Source organism: Microbacterium gallinarum, from assembly GCF_014837165.1.
GTDB classification, from domain to species: domain Bacteria; phylum Actinomycetota; class Actinomycetes; order Actinomycetales; family Microbacteriaceae; genus Microbacterium; species Microbacterium gallinarum.
The window spans coordinates 234124-254689 of record NZ_JACSPM010000004.1 but is presented as its reverse complement, the minus strand read 5'-3'; the positions used below and the strand labels follow the sequence as shown (position 1 = coordinate 254689).

The window sequence follows — 20566 nt, the reverse complement described above, 5'->3', positions numbered from 1 at the left end:
GACTCCAGTCTACGAGCGGGCGCCTGAGGACGACCCGGATGCCGCCCGCGCACGCTCCACCGCAGCCGGGAGCGCCGCGAGCACCCGATCGACGTCGGCGTCGACCGTCGTGCGCCCGAGAGTGAGCCGCAGCACCTGGCGGGCTTCGGCATCCGACCGCCCGAGCGCCTGCACGACGTGCGACGGCTCGGGGATGCCGGCCTGGCATGCCGACCCCGTCGACACCGCGATACCCGCCTGATCCAGCAGGAACAGCAGGGTCTCGCCCGAGGCGCCCGGGAACAGCACGTGGGCGTTCCCGGGGATGCGGTCGTCCGGATCGCCGAGCAGCTCGGCCTCGGCGACGGTGGACAGGATGCCGCGCACCAGCCGTTCGCGAAGCGCGGCGAGCCGCTCCGCCTCGGCCTCGCGCTCGGCTTCGGCCAGCTCCGCCGCCACCGCGAACGCCGCGGCGCCCGCGACGTCCTGGGTTCCCGCGCGCAGGCCACGCTGCTGTCCGCCGCCGTGGACGAGCGGAGCCAGGCGCGCGTGCCGCGATACGACCAGGGCGCCGACCCCGGCCGGCCCGCCGACCTTGTGCGCCGACACGCTCATCGCACACAGGCCCGTGTGGCCCGCGGCATCCGCTCGCCATCCTCGGAAGCTCACCGGGAGGTGCCCGAACGCGGCCACGGCGTCGACGTGCAGGGGAACACGGGCCTCCCGCGCCGCCGCGGCGAGCCGGAGGACGTCGTTCACGGTGCCGACCTCGTTGTTCGCGGCCAGAGCCGTCGCGAACGCGGCACCGTCGAGGCTGGCGGCGAAGGCCGCCGGCGGGATCGCGCCGCGGGCATCGAGCGCGACGTGGCGTACCGTCGCGCCCTCGGTCGCGTGAAGCCACTCGATCGCGTCGAGGGTCGCGTGGTGCTCACCGTCGGGCAGGACGACCGCGTCGGCTGCGGCGTCCCGCGCCCACCACAGCCCCTTGACCGCGAGGTTGACCGCCTCCGTGCCGCCCGACGTGAAGACCACCTCGATCGGGTCGCAGTCGAGCACCTGCGACAGCCGCTCGCGCGATTCCTCCAGGAGCCTCCGCGCGGACTGGCCGTAGCCGTGGATCGAGGACGCGTTGCCGACGTCGGCGGTCGCACGCAGCCATGCATCGCGCGCTTCCGGCCGCAGCGGCGTCGTCGCGGCGTGGTCGAGGTAGACCTGCATCGTCCGCCCCTTCCTGCGCCGGCGGAGCGACCCGGCGCGACTGCGTCTCAAGCTCGCGGGAACCGGGTGCCGTAACACCGTCGACTCACGCGCTTACTACTGTAGGTCGCATGTCTTCCCCTCCGTCCGCCGGGCCGGCCCTGTCCGCAGGTCTGCACAGCACCGACTTCGACGACCTCGGCGTCACGCTCGGGCCCGACGGCGGGCGGCTGCGCATCTGGTCGGGCGCAGCGGAGGCGATGGAGCTCGTCGTGTTCGACGACACCGACCTCGACTGGGCCACCGACATCCTTCCGCTCGAGCCTGTCGGGGACGGTGTGTGGGAGGTCACCACCCACCTGCTGCGCGCGGGTACGCGCTACGCCGTGCGCGTCGACGGGCCGCATGCCCCGGGAAACACCTTCAACCGCGGCACCCTGCTGGTCGAGCCCTACTCGCGCGGGCTCGCTCGCGGTGGGTACGACGATTGGCGCTCGGTCGTCGTGGACGGTTCGTTCGACTGGGGCGGCGTGGACAAGCCGGGAGTCCCGCTCGACCGCACGGTGCTGTACGAGGGCCATGTGAAGGGCCTCTCGAAGCGGCATCCGGGAGTCCCGCCCGCCCTTCACGGCACGTACGCCGGGCTCGCGCACCCTGCCATGATCGAGCACTTCCTCGCGCTCGGCGTGACCAGCATCGAACTGCTCCCCGTACACGCGTTCGCCACCGAGCCGCGCCTGCTGCAGCACGGCCTGTCGAACTACTGGGGCTACAACAGTCTCAACTTCTTCACACCGCACGCGCCGTATGCGACCGAGCAGTCGCGGCGCGAAGGTCCTGAAGCCGTCCTGCGCGAGTTCAAGGGCATGGTGCGCCTGCTCCACGAGGCGGGCCTCGAGGTGATCCTGGACGTGGTGTACAACCACACCGCGGAGGAGGGCATCGGCGGTCCGCGGTCGAGCCTGCGCGGCATCGACAACCGCGCCTACTACCGGCAGCAGGACGACGGGGCCTACATCGATGTCACCGGCTGCGGCAACTCGGTGAACACGTCGACGGATGCCGGGGCCCGGCTGATCCTGGATTCGCTGCGCTACTGGGCGAACGACGTGCAGATCGACGGCTTCCGCTTCGACCTGGCTGCGACGCTCGGCCGCGACGCCGACCACCATTTCACCCCCGACCACCCGCTGCTGCGCGCGATCATCGACGACCCGGCCCTCGCCCGCGTCAAGAAGATCTCGGAGCCGTGGGATGTCGGGATGGGGGGCTGGCAGACGGGGAACTTCGGCGAGGGCTGGAGCGAGTGGAACGACCGCTACCGCGACCGCGTGCGCAACTTCTGGCTGAGCGACGTCGACTACGCCCGGCGCGCGTCCGCCGCCCCGGTCGGCATCGGCGGCTTCGCGACGCGGCTCGCCGGGTCGGCGAACACCTTCTCGCAGGAGCGCGGGCCGCTGGCGAGCGTGAACTTCGTGACCGCGCACGACGGCTTCACGCTGCGCGACCTGGTGTCGTACGACGTCAAGCACAACCTGGGCAACGGCGAGCAGAATCGCGACGGCGCCGACACCAACCGCTCGTTCAACCACGGCGCGGAGGGCCCCACCGACGACGAGGGCATCCTCGCCACACGCCGCAAGGCGATGCGGAATCTGCTCGGGACGCTGCTGCTCTCCGCTGGCATCCCGATGCTGACAGCCGGTGACGAATTCGGCCGCACCCAGCGCGGGAACAACAACGCGTACTGCCACGACTCGCCCCTGACGTGGCTCTCGTGGGAGCACGCCGACTGGCAGCGCGACCTGTTCACCCACGTGCAGCGCCTCACCGCGCTCCGCCGCGAGAACCCGGCGCTGCGCCCCATCCGGTTCGCGCGGCTCGACGAGCACACGCCGTCCGCTTCGGTCATGGAGTGGTTCGACGAGCACGGCGAGACGATGTCGGGCGAACGCTGGACGAGCCCCTCGCACCGCACCCTCCAGTACGTGGCGGCCTCCACGCCCGAGGTGGAGGAGTTCAACCGCATCCTCCTCATCGTGCACGGCACCGAGCGCGACACCGAGGTCACGCTTCCCGAGATCGACGGCGTCACGCGGTATGTCTCGCTGTGGTCGAGCGTCGAGGAGACCCCCGCCGACGATCGCGACGACCACGCGCCGGGCGACGTCGTCGCGGTGCCGGGAACCTCGATGCATCTCTTCCGCGCGGAGTGAGCATCCACGGAATGCGACCCGGGCGCAAGCTCCTATCGAGCCGTCATCACGGCCGGTAGGTTCGAATCGTGGCATCACCAACGCGTCCGACTCCCCCACGTCCGTGGCGGAGCCTCTCCGCCCTTCCCGTCCGTCCCGCGCCGGTGGGCGAATCGCACGTCGCGACGATGACCGGGCGCATCCCTCTCACCAAGCCTTCGCCGTCGATCCCCGGCGAGCCGTACCGGGCGAAAGCCTTCAACGGAGAGGCCGTGCCGTTCGGGGTGACCGCCTTCCGCGAGGGCCACGACCGGATCGGCGTCCACCTGCGGCTCTTCTCACCGTCGGGCGACGAGTCGCTACACGGCGTGACGCCGCTCGAGAACGGCCTGGACCGCTGGATGACCACCGTGGCTCTGCTCGAGGACGGCCTGTGGACGTTCCGGTTCGAGGCCTTCGGCGACGACTTCCTCACGTGGCAGCACGCCGCCGACGTCAAGATCGCCGCGGGCGTCGACGTGGAGCTGATGCGTGAGATGGGCGCCCTGCTCTTCGACCGTGCGCGCATCGAGGAGGACCGCTCCCCCGCCGAGCGCAAGGCGCTCGCCGGCGCCGCAGCCGTCCTCCGCGACCCGAAGATCGACAGCGACGGAGCGCTCGCCGTCGTGCGGGATGCCGCCATCACCGGCTTCTTCGCCCAGCGTCCGCTGATGTCGATCGCGTCGAGCGGACCCATCCTCGAGCTGCTCGTCGAGCGCGAGCGCGCCGGCGTGGGCGCCTGGTACGAGTTCTTCCCCCGCTCCGAGGGCGCGAAGCGCCTGAAGGACGGGCGCGTGAAACCCGGCAACCTGCGCACCGCCCGTGCCCGCATGCCCGCGGTGCGCGACATGGGCTTCGATGTGCTGTACATCCCGCCGGTGCATCCGATCGGCACCACCAACCGCAAGGGCCGCAACAACACCCTCACGGCCGAACCGGGAGACCCGGGCTCGCCATACGGGATCGGATCCGCCGACGGCGGCCACGACGCGGTCAGCCCCGAGCTCGGCTCGATGGCGGACTTCCGCGCCTTCGTGCGGGCGGCCCGTGAGAACGGGCTGGAGGTCGCGCTCGACCTCGCGCTCAACGCCTCCCCCGACCACCCCTGGGTCATCGAGCACCCGGAGTGGTTCGTCACCCTCCCGGACGGCACCATCGCCTACGCGGAGAACCCGCCGAAGAAGTACCAGGACATCTACCCGGTCTACTTCGACAACGACCCAGAGGGCATCTACGCCGAGGTGCTGCGCGTGGTGCGCCACTGGATCGCCCAGGGCGTGACGATCTTCCGCGTCGACAACCCGCACACCAAGCCGCTGGAGTTCTGGGAGTGGCTCATCGCAACGGTGAACGCGGATCGCCCCGACGTCATCTTCCTCGCAGAGGCTTTCTCGCGTCCGGAGGTCATGCAGACTCTCGCGAAGGCCGGCTTCCAGCAGAGCTACTCGTATTACACGTGGCGCAACACCAAGCAGGAGCTCGAGGAGTTCTTCACGTCGATCGCCACCGAGACGGCCGACTTCATGCGGCCGAACCTGTTCGTGAACACCCACGACATCCTGACGGAGTACCTCCAGTTCGGCGGACGTCCGGCCTACGTCATCCGGGCGGCGCTCGCGGCCACGGCCGCGCCGACGTGGGGCGTGTACGCGGGCTACGAGCTGTTCGAGAACGTGGCCCGGCCCGGGTCCGAGGAGAACATCGACAACGAGAAGTACGAGATCAAGGTGCGCGACTGGGAGGGCGCCGAAGCGCGCGGCGACTCGCTCGCCCCGTGGCTCCGGCGGCTCAACGAGATCCGCCGCGATCACCCGGCGCTGCGCCAGCTCCGCAACATCACCATCCACTGGAGCGACGACGATGCGATCCTCGTCTACGCGAAGCACCTGCCGGCGGCCCTGTCGCCGACCGGCGCGAGCGACACGATCATCGTCGTGGTCAACACCGATCCGCACTCGGTGCGCCAGACGATGATCCACCTCGACACCCGCGTGTGGGGCGTGCAGCCCGGTGACCCGTACGAGGTCGAGGACCTCGTCACAGGCGCGCGCTGGACCTGGTCCGACCACAACTTCGTCCAGCTGGACGCCTTCCGCGAGCCCGTTCACATCCTGCACGTCAAGGAGACGCGATGACGACGACCGATGAGGTGCTCGACGCGATCGCCGGGGGCGCCCACCACGACCCGCACAGCGTGCTCGGCATCCACCCCGGCCAGGACGCCGAGGGCGGCACCCTCTGGACCGTCCGTGCACGCCGTCCGCTCGCCCGCAGCGTGACCGCGGTGTTCGTCGACGGCACCCGCGTGCCGCTCGAGCACGTTCGCGCGGGGATCTGGGAGGGCACCCGATCCGGCCCCCTGCGTCGCTACGAGCTCGTGACCGCGTACGACGACGGTCCCGACTACGTCGCCGACGACCCCTATCGCTTCCCGCCGTCGATCGGCGAGCTCGACCTCCACCTCGTCGGCGAGGGCCGCCATGAGGAGCTCTGGCGCGTCCTCGGCGCTCACGTTCGCGAGTTCGAGGGCACGAGCGGCACCGCCTTCGCGGTGTGGGCGCCGAACGCGCGCGCCGTGCGGATCGTCGGCTCGTTCAACGACTGGGACGGCCAGGGCCATGCCATGCGCTCCATGGGAGGCAGCGGGGTGTGGGAGCTGTTCGTGCCCGGCGTGGGCGCCGGGGAGACCTACAAGTTCGAGCTGCTGAGCCGTGCAGGCGGATGGGTCACCAAGGCCGACCCGATGGCCCGCTTCGCCGAGGTTCCGCCGGCCACCGCGTCGGTCGTGACGCAGTCGTCGTACCGCTGGGCGGACGACGAGTGGATGAAGCGCCGGGCGAAGTCGACCCCTGTCTCATCGCCCATGTCGGTCTACGAGCTCCACCTCGGCTCCTGGCGACCGGGTCTGTCCTATCGCGAGGCCGCCGACCAGATCATCGAGTACGTCGGCGCGCAGGGCTTCACACACGTCGAGTTCCTGCCGCTGTCCGAGCATCCCTTCGGCGGCTCGTGGGGCTACCAGGTCACCGGGTACTACGCGCCGACGAGCAGGTTCGGCCATCCCGACGACCTCCGCTACCTGATCGACCGCCTGCACGGCGCAGGCATCGGCGTGATCATGGACTGGGTTCCGGGGCATTTTCCGAAGGATGCCTTCGCCCTCGCCCGCTTCGACGGCGAGGCGCTGTACGAGCACCCCGACCCGCGACGCGGCGAGCACCGCGACTGGGGCACGTACATCTTCGACTACGGGCGCAACGAGGTGCGCAACTTCCTCGTCGCGAACGCGCTGTACTGGTTCGAGGAGTTCCACGTCGACGGCCTGCGGGTCGACGCCGTGGCGTCGATGCTGTACCTCGACTACTCGCGCGAAGACGGCGAGTGGGTCCCCAACGTGCACGGCGGCAGGGAGAACCTCGAGGCCATCCGCTTCCTCCAGGAGGTCAACGCCACCGCCTACAAGCGCTACCCGGGCATCGCGATGATCGCCGAGGAGTCCACGAGCTTCCCCGGGGTCACCGCTCCGACGAGTCAGGCCGGCCTGGGCTTCGGGTTCAAGTGGAACATGGGCTGGATGAACGACTCGCTGCAGTACATCAAGCGCGACCCGATGTACCGCTCCCACCACGAGGGCGAGCTGTCGTTCTCGTTCGTCTACGCGTTCAGCGAGAACTTCGTGCTGCCGATCAGCCACGACGAGGTCGTGCACGGCAAGGGCAGTCTCATCGGGCGCATGCCGGGCGACCACTGGCAGCAGCTCGCGAACATGCGCGCGTTCCTCGCCTACATGTGGGGTCACCCGGGCAAGCAGCTGCTGTTCATGGGCCAGGAGTTCGGCCAGCTCTCCGAGTGGTCGGAGGGACGCTCGCTGGACTGGTGGCTGCTCGATCAGCCCTCGCACGCGCAGCTGCACTCGTTCGTCGCGACCCTCAACCGCGTGTACCGCGATCATTCCGCCCTGTGGGCGCGCGACAGCGACGGCGCAGCTTTCGTGCGGCTGGGGGCGCCGATGTGGAACCCCAACGTCATCGCCTTCGCGCGCCGCGACTGGCACGGCAACTCCATCGCCGTCGTCTGCAACTTCTCCGGCGAGCCGATCACGTCCTACGAGCTGGATCTGCCCGAGCGCGGCGTCTGGCATGAAGTGCTCAACACGGATGCCGCGGCCTTCGGCGGCTCGGGCGTCGGGAACCTCGGCGTGGTCCATGCCGGCGAGGGCGGACGCGCGAAGCTCGTGCTGCCGCCGCTCGGCGTGCTGTGGCTCCGGCACGATCCGCAGGCGCACATCCCCTCACCCACGCAGGGATGACGGGCGCTGCGGGAGATCTCTAGAAGAGAAGCGAGGCGAGCCGCGCGCGAGCGTGCGTGACACGCGGGTCGGCGTCGCCGACGAGCGCGAACAGCTCGAGCAGGCGCTCGCGCACCGGCGCGCGCTGGTCGGACGGGAGCTGGGCGAACAGGTCGAGCAGACGGTCGAACGCGTCGTCGACGTGTCCGCCGGCGATGTCGAGGTCGGCCACGGCGAACTGCGCCTCGACGTCGGTCGGCGCGGCAGCGGCCGCGGCGCGGGCGGCCTGCAGGTCGGCACCCTGCACACGGTCCAGCAGACGGACCTGACCCAGCCCGGCGCGGGCATCCGCGTCACGCGGGTTCTCTGTCAGCGCCTTCTCGTACGCGGCGATCGCGCGCGGATAGTCGCCCGCCTCGATGGCCTCGAACGCCTCGGCGTGCAGCGGCGGCAGCGGAGGCTCGACAGGTTCGGGAGCCTCGGCCGCGGCATCCTCCGACACGCTCACCGTGCCGGTCACGCCGTTCTGCGCCGCGAGCTGGAGCAGCTGGGCGAAGACCTCCCGCACCTGCTGCTCGGGAACCGCGCCGGTGAACATCGGCACGGGCTGGCCGGCCACCAGGGCGACCACCATCGGGATCGACTGCGCCCGGAAGGCCTGCGACAGCTGCGGGTTCGCGTCGACGTCGACCTTCGCCAGCACCAGGCGGCCGCCGAGCTCGGTGACCACGCGCTCGAGCACCGGGCTGAGCTGCTTGCAGGGTCCGCACCACTCGGCCCACAGGTCGATGACGACCGGGACGGTGCGCGAGAGCTCGAGCACCTGCGCGAAGGTGTCGTCCGTGACGTCCATCACCAGCGACGGCACCGAGCCGCCCGGAGCCGCCGGCGCCTCCTGCCCCGCGGGCGGGGTGGCGGGACGATTGCGCAGAGCCGAAAGGTCCACAGCGCCGCGCAGCGCGGCGCCCGAGGTGGGGTCAGTCACTTGATCACCTTCGCGTCGAGGATGTCGGAGGAGTAGCCGAGCAGACGGATCTTGTCGGTCGAGCCCTGCCCGGGAACGTAGAAGAACACCTGGTCGGTGAACGTGGTCGTGAAGCCGCTCGCCGACTGATCGGCGCCGGCGAGGGTCTTCACCGTCGGGTTGTCGGGCAGCTTGATGACCGCGCCCGGGTCCGTCGGCTTCACCGTATCGACCTCGATGAGGCTCACCGCGACGATCGCCCCGCTCTCCACCGTGGCGAGGGCGAGCGGTCCGAACTGGCCGGGGCCCGACGAGAACGTGAGGCTGCCGGTCTTGGATGCCGTCTCGTTGAAGGACTCGAGGCGACGCTGGCGGTCGGCGGCGATGCTCGCGCGGAGCTGGTCGCCCTCCGCCTCGAACATGTCGTAGTGCACGCTCTCTTCGCCCTTGTTGATGATGTCGGCATAGGCCGCGGCGAGGTCTTCGGGTGCCATGATCAGGAACGGCGAGTCGGCGGCGGGCTCGACCGCGCCGATGTAGTACGGCGCGAGATCGGGCATCTCCGTCGACGCCTCGAGCCCGGCCGAGTACGACAGCTTGTAGGGAGACCAGGCGTCCTGCTGGGTGAGCACCATGATGCTCGACGTCTTGCTCTCCTGGTCGTCGACGACGGCCATGACCGATCGCGGCCACGCGTCGTTCGACTCGGGCAGCACGATTTCGAGCGGCTTCGTGAGGATCGGGGCGGGAGCCGCGTAGTCGGCGATGGCGGCGCGCAGCGTGTAGTTGGTCGTGCGCGCCGCGAGGGCGGCCCCGTCGAGACGTGTGGCCGCGAGATCCTTGTCCTTCGACTCGTCCGCCTCCGCCACGGTGGCGGCGATGCGGGAGAGGATGCGCTCGGCCTGCGGCTTGGTGACGGCGGGCGCCTGCTGGCCCTCCTGCTCGATCACCGTAGCGGTCGGCGTCGGGGTCGGCGTTGCCCCGAACTGCGGCCAGGCGTCGGCGGAGCAGCCGCTGAACATCAGGGCCGACACGGCGACCACTGGCAGCACCGCGAACGCGCGACGGCCGCGGGTCACGGCGCGGCGCGTGGGGGGCGTCGAGCTGATGACGCCCTTGTCGGCGCCGTCGATCGCGAGATCGATGGGCTCGGTGACGGGCATCGGGAGGCCCTTGCGGCGGGGGCCGCGCGACCGGCGCGCATGGCGGATGCCCAGGATGTACAGGAACACGCCGACGGCCATCAGGATGCCGCCGCCCACGATGAGCGGTCCGGCCCACGGCGTCGAGTTGGTGATCGGCCACGAGACCGACACGTTCGAGGGGGCCGGCAGGGTTCCGTCCGTCGCGACCAGCACACTCATCTCTGACGGCAGCTGGAGGGGCGCGATCAGGATGTCGCTCTGCTGGAACTCGTCGAGCCACAGGTCGGAGCCGACGGGAGAGCGCCCGGGAACCTCGGTAGCCGTCTCCTCGGCGGCGGCCTCGCCCTCGGTGGCGGCGTCGTCCTCGGTCGCCGCCTCGCCCTCGGCAGGCGCCTCGTTCTCGGCCGCAGGAGCCTCGGGCTCCACCAGCTCGGTCACGATCTCGCCCTCGTCATCGAGGGTCGCGACGTTGTAGGAGGTGTCGGCGAGCCACGCCTGCATGTCGGCGGTGCGCCCGTAGGCGGCGAAGATGTTGCCGTCGCCCTGGGCGCGCAGCGTCTGCGCGCCGGGGATCTCGTTGAGGACCGTGCCGTCGATGACGAGGTACGGGGCGTCGTCGTCGACCGAGATGGCGGCGATGTCGTTCTCGGGTCCCTGGAAGATCGTTCGCTGCGCGATGCCGGCCCCGATCATCACGGCTGCGAGCACGAAAGCCGCGACGGCCCAAACGAAACGCACGAATAACACCTCTCCCAGGCCCGCCCGGACGGCGGAGGCCCTCGATTCGACATTTCAGACTAGCGAAGTCGACCTGAAAGGGGCCCGGGAGGGGCCAATCGCGGGGCTGGGCGTCGGCAGTGCGTATCCTGACGGAACGGAAGTCCGGCGACCGCGCCGGCTGCGTCGGGAGGGCCGCATGAAGGTGCACAATCCGTTCCGGGTGGCGTTCGTCGCAACCCTGGGCGTCGGACTCGGGCTGGTGCTGATCGGCAGCATCCAGACCCTGTCGACGATCCTCCTCTACGTCGGGACGGCGCTGTTCCTCTCACTGGGCCTGGACCCCATCGTGGCGTGGCTCGAGCGCCGCAAGCTCCCCCGGTGGGCGGCGGTGCTCATCACGATCCTGGCGGTCCTGGGCGTCTTCGCAGGCATCCTCGTCATGATCGTCCCGATCATCGTCGGCCAGATCACTCAGCTGGTCTCCGACATCCAGGACCTCATCGAGAAGGGGTGGAACCCGGTCGCCGAGGCGAAGACCTGGATGACGGAGACGTTCCCGAACCTCAACGTCGACGACGTCTTCACCTACCTCAACGACTGGTTCGAGTCGCTCGACGTCGGGGCCATCGGCGAGCAGATCGGCGGCGGTCTCATCGTGATCGGCGGCGCGGTGCTCGCCGGCTTCGCGGGCGCCTTCATCGTGCTGATCCTCACGATCTACTTCACGGCCTCCACGCCGAACCTGAAGCGTGCGGTGTACCAGCTGGTCCCGGCGTCGAAGCGGGCGCGGTTCATCGACCTCGGCGAGCAGATCACCGACTCCGTGGGCTACTACGTCATCGGGCAGCTCAGCCTCGGCGTGATCAACGGTGTGCTCAGCGCGATCTTCCTGTCGATCATCGAGGCGCCGTTCCCCGCCGTGCTCGCGGTGATCGCGTTCTTCTTCTCGCTCATCCCGCTGGTCGGAACGCTCACCGGCTCGACGATCATCGTGCTGTTCTGCCTCGGACTGGGCTCGCCCACGACCGCCCTCATCGCGGCGATCTACTACCTGATCTACATGCAGATCGAGGCGTACGTGATCTCGCCGCGCATCATGGGCCGTGCCGTCTCGGTGCCGGGCGCCGTCGTCGTGATCGCCGCCCTCGCGGGCGGTGCACTGCTCGGCCTGCTCGGCGCCCTCGTCGCGATCCCGGTCGCGGCGAGCATCCTGATCATCTACCGCCAGGTGGTCATCCCACGTCAGAACGAGCGGTGAGCGGATGCCGCGTCCCGCCGGCCGTCGGGTGCGGCGTCAGGACTCGCCGACCAGCGCGCCGTCCCACTCGGTCGGGAGCGGGAGCGCGTCGGGATTGACGGCGGCCACGATCTCGGTGAGCACCCGGCGCGTCTGGTTCTCGCCGACCCACAGGTGCTTGCCCCCCTCGACGGGAATCAGCACCGCGTGCGGCACACTCGCGAAGCGCTCTGCCGCGGCATCCGGTCGCAGATAGTCGTCGAACTCGGGAACGAGCACCACCATTCGCCGGCCGTCGGCGGCCCACGCCGCCACCTCGGCGTCGGTGGCGCGGTGCAGCGGCGGCGAGAGGAGCACGACCCCCTCGACGTCGTGGTCGCGGCCGTACTTGAGCGCGAGCTCGGTGCCGAACGACCAGCCGACGAGCCAGGGTGTGGGCAGGCCGCGCTCGCGCACGAAATCCATCGCCGCGGCGACGTCGAACGCCTCGGCCCGTCCGCCATCGAACGCGCCGTCGCTCGTGCCGCGCTGCGACGTCGTGCCGCGCGTGTTGAACCGGAGGACGGCCAGGTCGGCGAGGGCGGGCAGCCGGCCCGCCGCTTTGCGGAAGATGTGCGAGTCCATGAACCCGCCTGCCGTCGGCAGCGGGTGCAGCGTCACGAGGGTGGCGACGGGATCGCGGCCCTCGGGCAGGGCGAGTTCGCCGACGAGCGTCAGCCCGTCGAGCGTCTCGAATTCGATGTCTTCCCGACGAGCGGGCAGGATCACGGGTCCACGGATCTCCATCTCAACCGATCCTCACGCGTGGGCCGTCAGGCCACTTTCCAACAATGCTGATGCCAGTGCCGGCGCGCGGCGAGATCGGCGCTGTCGCCGAGCACCCCGTCGGCGCGCCACGCCACCAGGTGGGCGACGCCGGCGTCGATCAACCGACCGCATCCGGGGCACACGTAGCTCTTCTGCGCCTGTGCGGCCGAGACCGGCTGCACCGTCCATTCCACGCCCCGACGCACCTCGGTGCGCTTCCAGCCGGCGAGCAGGCGCTCGAAGGACTCGTCGCCGCTCGATCCGGGGCGACGCCTGTTGGACCGCGGCATCGCGGTCAGTACCACCCGACGCGCTGCGAGTGGCCCCACGCGCCGCAGGGCGTGCCGTAACGGCCGCCGATGTAGCCCAGGCCCCACGAGATCTGCGTGGCGGGGTTGGTCTCCCAGTCGGCGCCGGCGCTGCCCATCTTGCTGCCGGGGAGAGCCTGCGGGATGCCGTAGGCGCCGCTCGAGGCATTGTAGGCGTTGACCCGCCAGCCGGACTCCTTGTTCCACAGCGCCACCAGGCACGAGAACTCGCCGTCGCCCCAGCCGCGGGCCGTGACCATGGTGTACGCGATGGCCTGCGCACTGCCGGGGTCCGGCGTCACGAAAGGCGGGGCCCAGCCGGTGGACGAGGTCGATCCGGTAGCCGTCTCGACGGGCTTGGGCTTCGGCTTGGGCTTGACGTAGACCGTGTAGCCGCCGCGATCGAGCGAGCGGGGCTCTTCCTCGGCGTCGTCCGTCTCGACGACGGCCCGGGTCTGGATGTCGCCCAGCGAGCTCGCGTAGAGGGTGATGGGCGCGGCTTCCTGCGCGTTCGCCTGCGACATCGCCATGCCGGTGGGTCCGATGTAGGCCACCACGAACCCGATCGCCGCGAAGCCGGCGAACACTCCGAGGACGCCGCGACGGCGCGACCAGCGCGGCGTCGGAGCCGCCGGACGACGGGGCGCGACGACGCGTGCTTCCGCGACGGTCGACACGGACTGACGACGGGAGCGCCGAGTCGGGATCAGGTCGTTTCCGGAAGTCACAGTTCCCCGAGTCTAGCGATCGTCATCGGCAGGTGCCATCCGAGATCGGTGCGCGGCGTCACGTCACCGCGAGCATGATCTCGACGACGGAGTCGAGCACGGCATCGACCTGCGTCTCGCGGTAGCCGCCGCGCTGCATGCGGAACGCCACCGATCGCACCTGCTCGACCGTCACCGACTCCCCCGACTCGATGAAGCGCGACACCTTGTCGGCGACGAGATCCACCTCGTCGACACGGTAGCCGTAGCGCAGCATCGACACACGATCGAAGCGTCGACCGCGAGGGCGGGACAGCCGGTCGAGGACGACCTGTGCGGTCTCGCGGGTCTTGCCGACCCAGGCGTGAGCGCCGAGGTCGGACACCGCCGTCTCGCGCTCGCGGGCGGCGAACGCGTCTTCGATGCGCCCGAGGGCGGCGTCGACCGACGAGATCACGTAGCCGCGACGGACGAGCGGGAAGGCGACACGGCGCACGTCGGCCGCGGTGAGCGGCTCTCCCCCGGCCTCGAATGCCGTGCGGGCGCGGGCGAGGAATTCGTCGACGGCCTTCTTGTCGTACCCCTTCTCGCGTCCACGCGCCTCCGGGAACGCCGCCGGAGGGCCGGCAGGCTCTGTCGTCATGATGCCACCAGGGGGGAGAAGAGGTAATAGAGGGCCAGCGCGGCGGCCGCCGACGGCAGGATCGAGTCGAGTCGATCGAGCACACCGCCGTGACCGGGCAGCCAGGAGCTCATGTCCTTGATGCCGAGGTCGCGCTTGATCATCGATTCTCCCAGGTCGCCGGCGGTGGCCGTTCCCAGGATGACGACGCCGATGATGATGCCCGCCCACCAGTTGAGCCCGAGCATGAAGATGCCCAGCAGCACACCGGCGATGATGACGGCGACGACCGCACCGGCGAAGCCCTCCCAGGTCTTCTTGGGGCTGATGCGCGGCGCCATCGGGTGCTTGCCGAACATGATGCCGGCGGCGTAGGCGCCCGTGTCGGCGGCGACCACGACCGCGATGAACGCCAGCACCCACCACTCTCCGCCGTCCTGGGCGAGAAGCACCACGCAGAGGCTCGCCAGGAACGGGACGTAGAGCTGGATGAATCCGCCGATCAGCACATCGCCCAGCACCGCGCCGTACGTGCGGCCGTCGCGCGCGGTCATCTGAGCGAGGAGCCGCCACACGACGACGAGCGCGATCGCGACGAAGACGACGACCCAGTGCAGCCACAGCTCGAGGAAGTAGCCCGACACCACGATGATCCCGCCCGCGACGAGCTGCGGGACCAGATCGATCTTGCGGCCGGCCGCGACGAGCGCCCGCGAGAACTCGAAGACGCCCAGAAGCACGGCGGCGAGGGCGAACACCACGAACAGCTGCTTCACGAAGATCAGCGAGCCGATGAGCACGGCTCCCGCAGCCACGCCGATGAGCGTGGCCAGGATGAGATCGCGGCCGGTGCGCGCCTTGATGCGCTCGTTGGCCTCTTCGAACTCGGCGCGCGCATGCGCTACCTGTGTCTCGAACTCGGCCCTCGCGTGGGCCACCTGCGTCTCGAACTCCGAGCGCTTGGCGCGGGGGTGCGACGGGGAGACAGGCCCGGACTCGGCGGACTCGGACGCAACCGCCTCGCCCGGCGCTGGGGCGGCCGGTGCGGCGACGTCGGTTTCGGTGTCTCGGCGGGCCTCAGCCGCCTCGCGACGGGTCAGCGGAGCCGCGGGCAGTGACGAGTCACCCCCCGCGGGCCCTCCGGGTGCATCGGACATCGGGTTCAGACCTCGAGCAGCTCGGCTTCTTTGCGCTTGAGCGCCTCGTCGATGGCGTCGACGTGCGCCCGCGTGATGACGTCGAGCTCCTTCTCGGCGCGATTGAGCTCGTCCTCGCCGAACTCGCTCTTGAGGGCGTCGATATCATCCTTCGACTTGCGACGGATGCCGCGCAGGTGCACCTTGTGGTCTTCACCCTTCGAGCGCACGAGCTTGACGTATTCCTTGCGGCGCTCCTCGGTGAGCTCGGGCATCGTGACGCGCACGAGGTTGCCGTCGTTCGTGGGGTTCACGCCGAGGTTCGGGATGTCGCGGATGGCCTGCTCGATCGCCTTCAGCGCGGACTTGTCGTACGGCGTGATGATGAGCGAGCGCGCTTCGGGGTTGTTGATCGACGCCAGCTGCGCGAGCGGCGTCGGGGTGCCGTAGTAGTCCACCAGCACCTTCTGGAAGAGCTGAGGGTTCGCACGTCCGGTTCGAACCGTGGCGAAGTCATCCTTCGCGGCTTCGACGGCACGGTCCATGCGTGCTCCGGCATCGGCCAAGACGTCCGCGATCACTGTGTCTCCTTCATCGGGGTGGGGCCTGATCAGTCTACTCAGCGGCGGGATTCACGCCGTGACGAGCGTGCCGATGGACTCACCGAGCAGCGCGCGTGTGACATTGCCTGCAGGCTCCATGCCGAAGACCCGCATGTCCATCTTGTTGTCCATGCACAGGCTGAACGCGGTCGAGTCGACCACCTTGAGGCCGCGCTGGAGCGCGTCGAGGTAGGTGATGCGGTCGATCTTGGTGGCCGAGGCATCCTTCTTCGGATCTGCCGTGTAGACGCCGTCGACGCCGTTCTTGGCGACCAGCACCTCCTGGGCGTCGATCTCGAGGGCACGCTGGGCGGCGACGGTGTCGGTGGAGAAGTAGGGCAGGCCCGCGCCGGCCCCGAAGATCACGACGCGGCCCTTCTCCATGTGACGCTCCGCACGCCGCGGGATGTAGGGCTCGGCGACCTGGGTCATCGAGATCGCCGATTGCACGCGGGTGGCGGCACCCGCCTGCTCGAGGAAGTCCTGCAGCGCGAGGGCGTTCATCACCGTGCCGAGCATGCCCATGTAGTCGGCCCGGCCGCGGTCCATGCCGCGCTGGCTCAGCTCCGCGCCGCGGAAGAAGTTCCCGCCGCCGACGACGACGGCGATCTCGACGCGGTCGACGGCTGCGGCGATCTCACGGGCCATCTGGCTGACGACGTCGGGGTTCACGCCCAGCTGCCCGCCGCCGAAGGCCTCTCCGGACAGCTTCAGGAGGACGCGGCGGCGCCCGGTGGTCTCAGTGATCACGACGATCCTCTCGTTGGGGACAAACTACCGAAGGGCATGAGAAAAGGCCCGCATCGGTGTTCGATGCGGGCCTTCTCGAGATGTTACGCGCCGACCTTGAAGCGGGCGAAGCCCGTGAGGGTCAGACCGGCGTCCTTGGCGACCTGGGCCACGGACAGCTTGTTGTCCTTGGCGTAGTCCTGGTCGAGCAGGGAGACCTGCTTGAAGAACGCGTTCACGCGGCCTTCGACGATCTTCGGGAGGGCGGCCTCGGGCTTGCCCTCGTTGCGGGAGATCTCGGTGACGATCTCGCGCTCCTTCTCGACGTCGGCCTCGGGGACCTCGTCGCGCGAGAGGTACGACGGGTTCGCGAACGAGATGTGCTGCGCCAGGCTGCGCGCGGTCTCCGCGTCGTCGCCCGAGTACGCCAGCACCACGCCGACCTGCGGGGGCAGGTCCTTGCTGGTCTTGTGCAGGTAGACCTCGAACTTGTCGCCGGTCAGCGTGCGCACGCGGCGCAGTTCGACCTTCTCGCCGATGATCGCGGCCTCGTCGTCGATGAGCTCGGCGACGGTCTGCGAGCCGGCGGGCGCCGCCAGAGCGGCCTCGACCGAGTCGGCGGACGCGGCGGCAGCAGCATCGGCGACCTTGTCGGCCAGTGCGATGAAGCGGTCGTTCTTCGCCACGAAGTCGGTCTCGCACGCGAGCTCGATCAGGGTGACCTTGCCGTCCTGCTCGCGAGCGGTGACGAGACCCTCGCTGGTGGAACGGTCGGCGCGCTTGGCGTTGCCCTTCGCGCCCTTGAGACGCAGGATCTCGACGGCCTTCTCGACGTCGCCGTCGGCCTCTTCGAGAGCCTTCTTCGTGTCGACCATGCCCGTGCCGAGCTGGTCGCGCAGCGCCTTGATGTCGGCGATCGTGAAGTTTGCCATGGGTGGCGGCTCCTTGATTGTGGTGGGTGCTGAGGATGCCTCGGCGGGACCGGCCTGAGCGCGGTGGCTCAGTCCGATCCCGCCGTGGCGGAGTTCATGCGGCGGTGCCGAATTACTTGGCGGCCTCGGCGTCGGCCTCGGCGCCCTCGGCGTCGGCTGCGCCCTCGGCGTCGGCGGCGGACTCGGTCGCGGCCTCGCCCTCGACGGCCTGCTCGGCCTCGACGGCCTCAGCCAGGTCGGCGGCGGCGATCGTCTCGTCGGCGACCTTCTCGGTCTCGGCGGACGACTGCTCCGGCGCGCCCTGCTCGAGCAGCTCGCGCTCCCAGTCGGCGAGGGGCTCGGCGTCGGCCGACTCGTCGGTCGGCTGGTGACGCTGAATGAGGCCCTCGGCGGCGGCGTCGGCGATGATGCGCGTGAGCAGGCTCACTGAGCGGATCGCGTCGTCGTTGCCGGGGATCGGGTACTGGAACTCGTCCGGGTCGGCGTTCGTGTCGAGGATGCCGATGACCGGGATGCCGAGCTTCGTGGCCTCGTCGACCGCGAGGTGCTCGCGCTTGGCGTCGATGACCCAGATGGCCGACGGGGTCTTCTGGAGGTTGCGGATGCCGCCGAGCGACTTGTGGAGCTTGTCGAGCTCGCGCTTCTTGATCAGCAGCTCCTTCTTGGTGAAGCCGCTCGCAGCCGGGTCGTCGAAGTTGAGCTCTTCGAGCTCCTTCATCCGCGCGAGGCGCTTGGACACCGTCTGGAAGTTGGTGAGGAGGCCACCGAGCCAGCGCTGGTTCACGTAGGGCTGGCCGACGCGGGTCGCCTGCTCGGCGACGATCTCCTGAGCCTGCTTCTTCGTGCCGACGAAGAGGATGGTGCCGCCGTGGGCGACGGTCTCCTTGACGAAGTCGTACGCCTTGTCGATGTACGTCAGCGACTGCTGCAGGTCGATGATGTGAATGCCCGAGCGCTCCGTGAGGATGAAGCGCTTGACCTTCGGATTCCACCGGCGGGTCTGGTGTCCGAAGTGGACGCCGCTGTCGAGCAGCTGGCGAATGGTGACGACGGCCATGGCCGTTCTCCTGTTCTGGCGCTCACGCGCCTCTTGCGGTTGTGTTCTGCCGGCGGAAGCCGGCGAGCCTGGTGCCCGGCACACGCCCGCTCGCAGAAGCTCTGTGAGACCGTTGGGAGTGGATGCCGCGCCGCGGGATCGGGTGGATCGCCGCCGCGCTCTGGGCACGCGGAGTCATCCCGACAAGCGGGATGCAGGGTCCAGTGTAACAGCAGCCCCTTCTCCCCCGCGCGCGTGAGACCCGCCCTCTCCACCGGCATGTCCGACGGTCATCACGCCCGTCGCTGCGCGCGCCATCGTCGAGGGGTGCGCACCCCGACCTCCGCTCCGTTCCGCCGACGACGTGCGGTCGCCGTGCTCGCCGTCGCGATCGCGCTGACGTCGCCCGCCGTCTCCGCGCAGGCGGTGCCCGATGCCGTGGCTGCCCGGCACGCCGTGGCGCTCGCGGACCGCGGGTGGGTGTGGCCCAGCACGCCGCTCCGCCTCGTCCGGCCGTTCCATGCGCCGGCCCACGCCTACGGCGCGGGACACCGCGGGATCGACCTCGAGGCCGTGCACTCGCTCGAGTTGCGGTCGCCCGCCGCGGGCACGGTGGCCTTCGTCGGCCCGGTCGCCGGGCGTGGCATTCTGACCATCGACCACGGCGACGGGCTGGCGACGACGCTCGAGCCCATCGACACCGACCTGCGACCGGGCGCAATGCTCAGGGCAGGCGACGCCGTCGGCACGGTCGCGCTCGGCGGGCACGCCGCGGCGGGCGTCGTGCACTTCGGGGTGCGGCTGCACGGCGAGTACATCAACCCGATGCTGCTCCTCGGCGGCGTGCCGCGCGCGGTCCTCCTCCCCTGCTGCTGATGCCGGGCCAACCCACGGTTCGTGCGTCGCACCGTCGGGCGCGCACGCCGTCCCTGCCGTCACGCTGCGCGAGCGGGTCCGGACCGTCAGACGCGCCGGCAGGTCCTGCGGTCAGGCGCGGGGGTGCGCGAGCCGATAGGTCGCCGACAGCCGCTCGCTCGAGACGTGCGTGTAGATCTGCGTCGTGCCGAGGCTGGCGTGGCCGAGGATCTCCTGCACCGCGCGCAGATCCGCGCCGCCGTCGAGGAGGTGCGTCGCGGCGGAGTGCCGGAGCGCGTGTGGCCCGACGGCGGCGCCGAGCTCGGGGCCGAGCACGCGCGAGACGACGTCGTAGACGGCGCGCGTGCCCAAGCGCCCGCCCCGCACCCCGAGGAACACCGCGGCGGTCGCCGGTGCACGGCCGTCCGCCGCACGAGCGAGCAGCGCGGGGCGAGCGCGGACGAGATACGCGTCGAGAGCGCGACCGGCGGGGCCGCCGAATGGCACCACCCGCTCCTTCGAGCCCTTGCCCAGCACGCGGACCGTGCGTCGCTGCGCGTCGATGTCGTCGAGGTCGAGCCCGCACAGCTCGGAGACGCGCACGGCCGCTCCGTACAGCAGCTCGAGCAGCGCGTGGTCGCGAAGGGCAACCGGGTCCCCGTCCGCCGCGGACTCGCGCAGCAGGTCGAGCAGAGCGGTGAGCGAATCGGATGCCGCGACCTTCGGCAGCGTGCGCCCACGCTTGGGGGCGACCAGGCGCAGGCTGGGATCGGTCTCGAGGAGGTGCTCCTCGACCGCCCACGCGAAGAACCCGCGCGCCGTCGACGTGCGGCGTGCGATCGTCGACCGAGCGTCGCCGCGCTGCGTCGCCCGCCACAGCCAGTCCCGGAGCTGCTCGAGGTCGATGTCGGCCAGCTCCACATCCTCACTGGCCGCCCTGAGGTCGGCGAGGTCGGCGCCGTACGCGCGAACGGTCGCGGGCGCGAGCCGACGCACGTCGGCGAGGTGCGTGACGTACGCCTCGGCTGCCCCGCTGATCCTCACTCGTCCAGCTTGCCCCGACCCGCG

General features: G+C 70.2%; 18 protein-coding genes. 5 read left to right on the top strand and 13 right to left on the bottom strand.

Annotation, left to right across the window (positions count from 1 at the left end):
- Positions 1-9: 9 nt before the first annotated feature.
- A complete protein-coding gene (locus H9622_RS12995; protein WP_191766832.1) occupies positions 10-1197 on the bottom strand; it encodes a cysteine desulfurase family protein in 1188 nt (395 codons plus the stop codon).
- Positions 1198-1307: 110 nt separating this feature from the next.
- Between H9622_RS12995 and glgX the strand changes: the two genes are divergently transcribed.
- From glgX to glgB, 3 genes are all read left to right on the top strand, one after another.
- Positions 1308-3392, top strand: a complete 2085-nt coding sequence (gene glgX / locus H9622_RS12990; RefSeq protein ID WP_191766831.1) for a glycogen debranching protein GlgX — start codon at positions 1308-1310, stop codon at positions 3390-3392.
- Positions 3393-3559: 167 nt separating this feature from the next.
- The gene (locus H9622_RS12985) at positions 3560-5545 is read left to right on the top strand and encodes an alpha-1,4-glucan--maltose-1-phosphate maltosyltransferase (RefSeq protein WP_191766943.1); all 1986 of its coding nucleotides are present in this window, start codon (positions 3560-3562) and stop codon (positions 5543-5545) included.
- Positions 5542-7719 carry a 1,4-alpha-glucan branching protein GlgB gene (gene glgB, locus H9622_RS12980; protein WP_191766830.1) on the top strand — a complete coding sequence of 726 codons (2178 nt, stop codon included), beginning with the start codon at positions 5542-5544 and terminating at the stop codon, positions 7717-7719. Before H9622_RS12985 ends, glgB begins: the two co-directional genes overlap by 4 nt.
- 19 nt (positions 7720-7738) lie before the next feature.
- Here the strand turns inward: glgB and H9622_RS12975 are convergent, their stop codons facing one another.
- Together H9622_RS12975 and H9622_RS12970 are read right to left on the bottom strand one after the other, a co-directional pair.
- Positions 7739-8683, bottom strand: coding sequence for a tetratricopeptide repeat protein (locus H9622_RS12975; RefSeq protein WP_191766829.1), 945 nt, complete (start codon positions 8681-8683; stop codon positions 7739-7741).
- Positions 8680-10545 carry a glycosyl transferase gene (locus H9622_RS12970; protein WP_191766828.1) on the bottom strand — a complete coding sequence of 622 codons (1866 nt, stop codon included), beginning with the start codon at positions 10543-10545 and terminating at the stop codon, positions 8680-8682. Before H9622_RS12970 ends, H9622_RS12975 begins: the two co-directional genes overlap by 4 nt.
- A 178-nt stretch (positions 10546-10723) precedes the next feature.
- Here H9622_RS12970 and H9622_RS12965 point away from each other — a divergent pair, with 178 nt between their 5' ends.
- Positions 10724-11785: an AI-2E family transporter gene (locus H9622_RS12965; RefSeq protein ID WP_191766827.1), complete on the top strand. Its 1062-nt coding sequence runs from the start codon at positions 10724-10726 to the stop codon at positions 11783-11785.
- Between the two features lie 36 nt (positions 11786-11821).
- Here the strand turns inward: H9622_RS12965 and H9622_RS12960 are convergent, their stop codons facing one another.
- The 9 genes from H9622_RS12960 to rpsB all read right to left on the bottom strand — a co-directional run bounded on the left by H9622_RS12960 (position 11822) and on the right by rpsB (position 18664).
- Positions 11822-12550 carry an alpha/beta hydrolase gene (locus H9622_RS12960; RefSeq protein WP_191766826.1) on the bottom strand — a complete coding sequence of 243 codons (729 nt, stop codon included), beginning with the start codon at positions 12548-12550 and terminating at the stop codon, positions 11822-11824.
- Between the two features lie 26 nt (positions 12551-12576).
- Positions 12577-12861: a hypothetical protein gene (locus H9622_RS12955; protein ID WP_191766825.1), complete on the bottom strand. Its 285-nt coding sequence runs from the start codon at positions 12859-12861 to the stop codon at positions 12577-12579.
- A gap of 5 nt (positions 12862-12866) precedes the next feature.
- A complete protein-coding gene (locus H9622_RS12950; protein ID WP_404802872.1) occupies positions 12867-13607 on the bottom strand; it encodes an aggregation-promoting factor C-terminal-like domain-containing protein in 741 nt (246 codons plus the stop codon).
- Positions 13608-13665: 58 nt separating this feature from the next.
- The gene (locus H9622_RS12945; protein WP_191766824.1) at positions 13666-14229 is read right to left on the bottom strand and encodes a DivIVA domain-containing protein; all 564 of its coding nucleotides are present in this window, start codon (positions 14227-14229) and stop codon (positions 13666-13668) included.
- Positions 14226-15365 (bottom strand): phosphatidate cytidylyltransferase, encoded by a 1140-nt coding sequence (locus H9622_RS12940; RefSeq protein WP_191766823.1) that lies wholly within the window; start codon positions 15363-15365, stop codon positions 14226-14228. Before H9622_RS12940 ends, H9622_RS12945 begins: the two co-directional genes overlap by 4 nt.
- Positions 15366-15370: 5 nt before the next feature.
- The gene (gene frr, locus H9622_RS12935; protein ID WP_191766822.1) at positions 15371-15925 is read right to left on the bottom strand and encodes a ribosome recycling factor; all 555 of its coding nucleotides are present in this window, start codon (positions 15923-15925) and stop codon (positions 15371-15373) included.
- A 51-nt stretch (positions 15926-15976) separates the two neighbouring features.
- A complete protein-coding gene (gene pyrH, locus H9622_RS12930) occupies positions 15977-16696 on the bottom strand; it encodes a UMP kinase (RefSeq protein WP_055965392.1) in 720 nt (239 codons plus the stop codon).
- An 83-nt stretch (positions 16697-16779) separates the two neighbouring features.
- Positions 16780-17607 carry a translation elongation factor Ts gene (gene tsf, locus H9622_RS12925; protein ID WP_191766821.1) on the bottom strand — a complete coding sequence of 276 codons (828 nt, stop codon included), beginning with the start codon at positions 17605-17607 and terminating at the stop codon, positions 16780-16782.
- A 112-nt stretch (positions 17608-17719) separates the two neighbouring features.
- Positions 17720-18664, bottom strand: a complete 945-nt coding sequence (gene rpsB / locus H9622_RS12920) for a 30S ribosomal protein S2 (RefSeq protein WP_191766820.1) — start codon at positions 18662-18664, stop codon at positions 17720-17722.
- Between the two features lie 306 nt (positions 18665-18970).
- Between rpsB and H9622_RS12915 the strand changes: the two genes are divergently transcribed.
- Entirely contained in the window at positions 18971-19519 is a 549-nt protein-coding gene (locus H9622_RS12915) for a murein hydrolase activator EnvC family protein (RefSeq protein WP_318247115.1), read from the top strand.
- 111 nt (positions 19520-19630) lie between these two features.
- Here H9622_RS12915 and H9622_RS12910 read toward each other — a convergent pair whose 3' ends face one another.
- Positions 19631-20542 carry a tyrosine recombinase XerC gene (locus H9622_RS12910; protein ID WP_191766819.1) on the bottom strand — a complete coding sequence of 304 codons (912 nt, stop codon included), beginning with the start codon at positions 20540-20542 and terminating at the stop codon, positions 19631-19633.
- Positions 20543-20566: the final 24 nt, after the last annotated feature.

What these genes read in the sequence shown, in the direction of transcription:
- H9622_RS12995 (WP_191766832.1), bottom strand. Translation starts at nt 1,197, where the DNA reads ATGCAGGTCTACCTCGACCACGCCGCGACGACGCCGCTGCGGCCGGAA.
- glgX (WP_191766831.1), top strand. Translation starts at nt 1,308, where the DNA reads ATGTCTTCCCCTCCGTCCGCCGGGCCGGCCCTGTCCGCAGGTCTGCAC.
- H9622_RS12985 (WP_191766943.1), top strand. Translation starts at nt 3,560, where the DNA reads ATGACCGGGCGCATCCCTCTCACCAAGCCTTCGCCGTCGATCCCCGGC.
- glgB (WP_191766830.1), top strand. Translation starts at nt 5,542, where the DNA reads ATGACGACGACCGATGAGGTGCTCGACGCGATCGCCGGGGGCGCCCAC.
- H9622_RS12965 (WP_191766827.1), top strand. Translation starts at nt 10,724, where the DNA reads ATGAAGGTGCACAATCCGTTCCGGGTGGCGTTCGTCGCAACCCTGGGC.
- H9622_RS12960 (WP_191766826.1), bottom strand. Translation starts at nt 12,550, where the DNA reads ATGGAGATCCGTGGACCCGTGATCCTGCCCGCTCGTCGGGAAGACATC.
- H9622_RS12955 (WP_191766825.1), bottom strand. Translation starts at nt 12,861, where the DNA reads ATGCCGCGGTCCAACAGGCGTCGCCCCGGATCGAGCGGCGACGAGTCC.
- H9622_RS12945 (WP_191766824.1), bottom strand. Translation starts at nt 14,229, where the DNA reads ATGACGACAGAGCCTGCCGGCCCTCCGGCGGCGTTCCCGGAGGCGCGT.
- H9622_RS12940 (WP_191766823.1), bottom strand. Translation starts at nt 15,365, where the DNA reads ATGTCCGATGCACCCGGAGGGCCCGCGGGGGGTGACTCGTCACTGCCC.
- tsf (WP_191766821.1), bottom strand. Translation starts at nt 17,607, where the DNA reads ATGGCAAACTTCACGATCGCCGACATCAAGGCGCTGCGCGACCAGCTC.
- rpsB (WP_191766820.1), bottom strand. Translation starts at nt 18,664, where the DNA reads ATGGCCGTCGTCACCATTCGCCAGCTGCTCGACAGCGGCGTCCACTTC.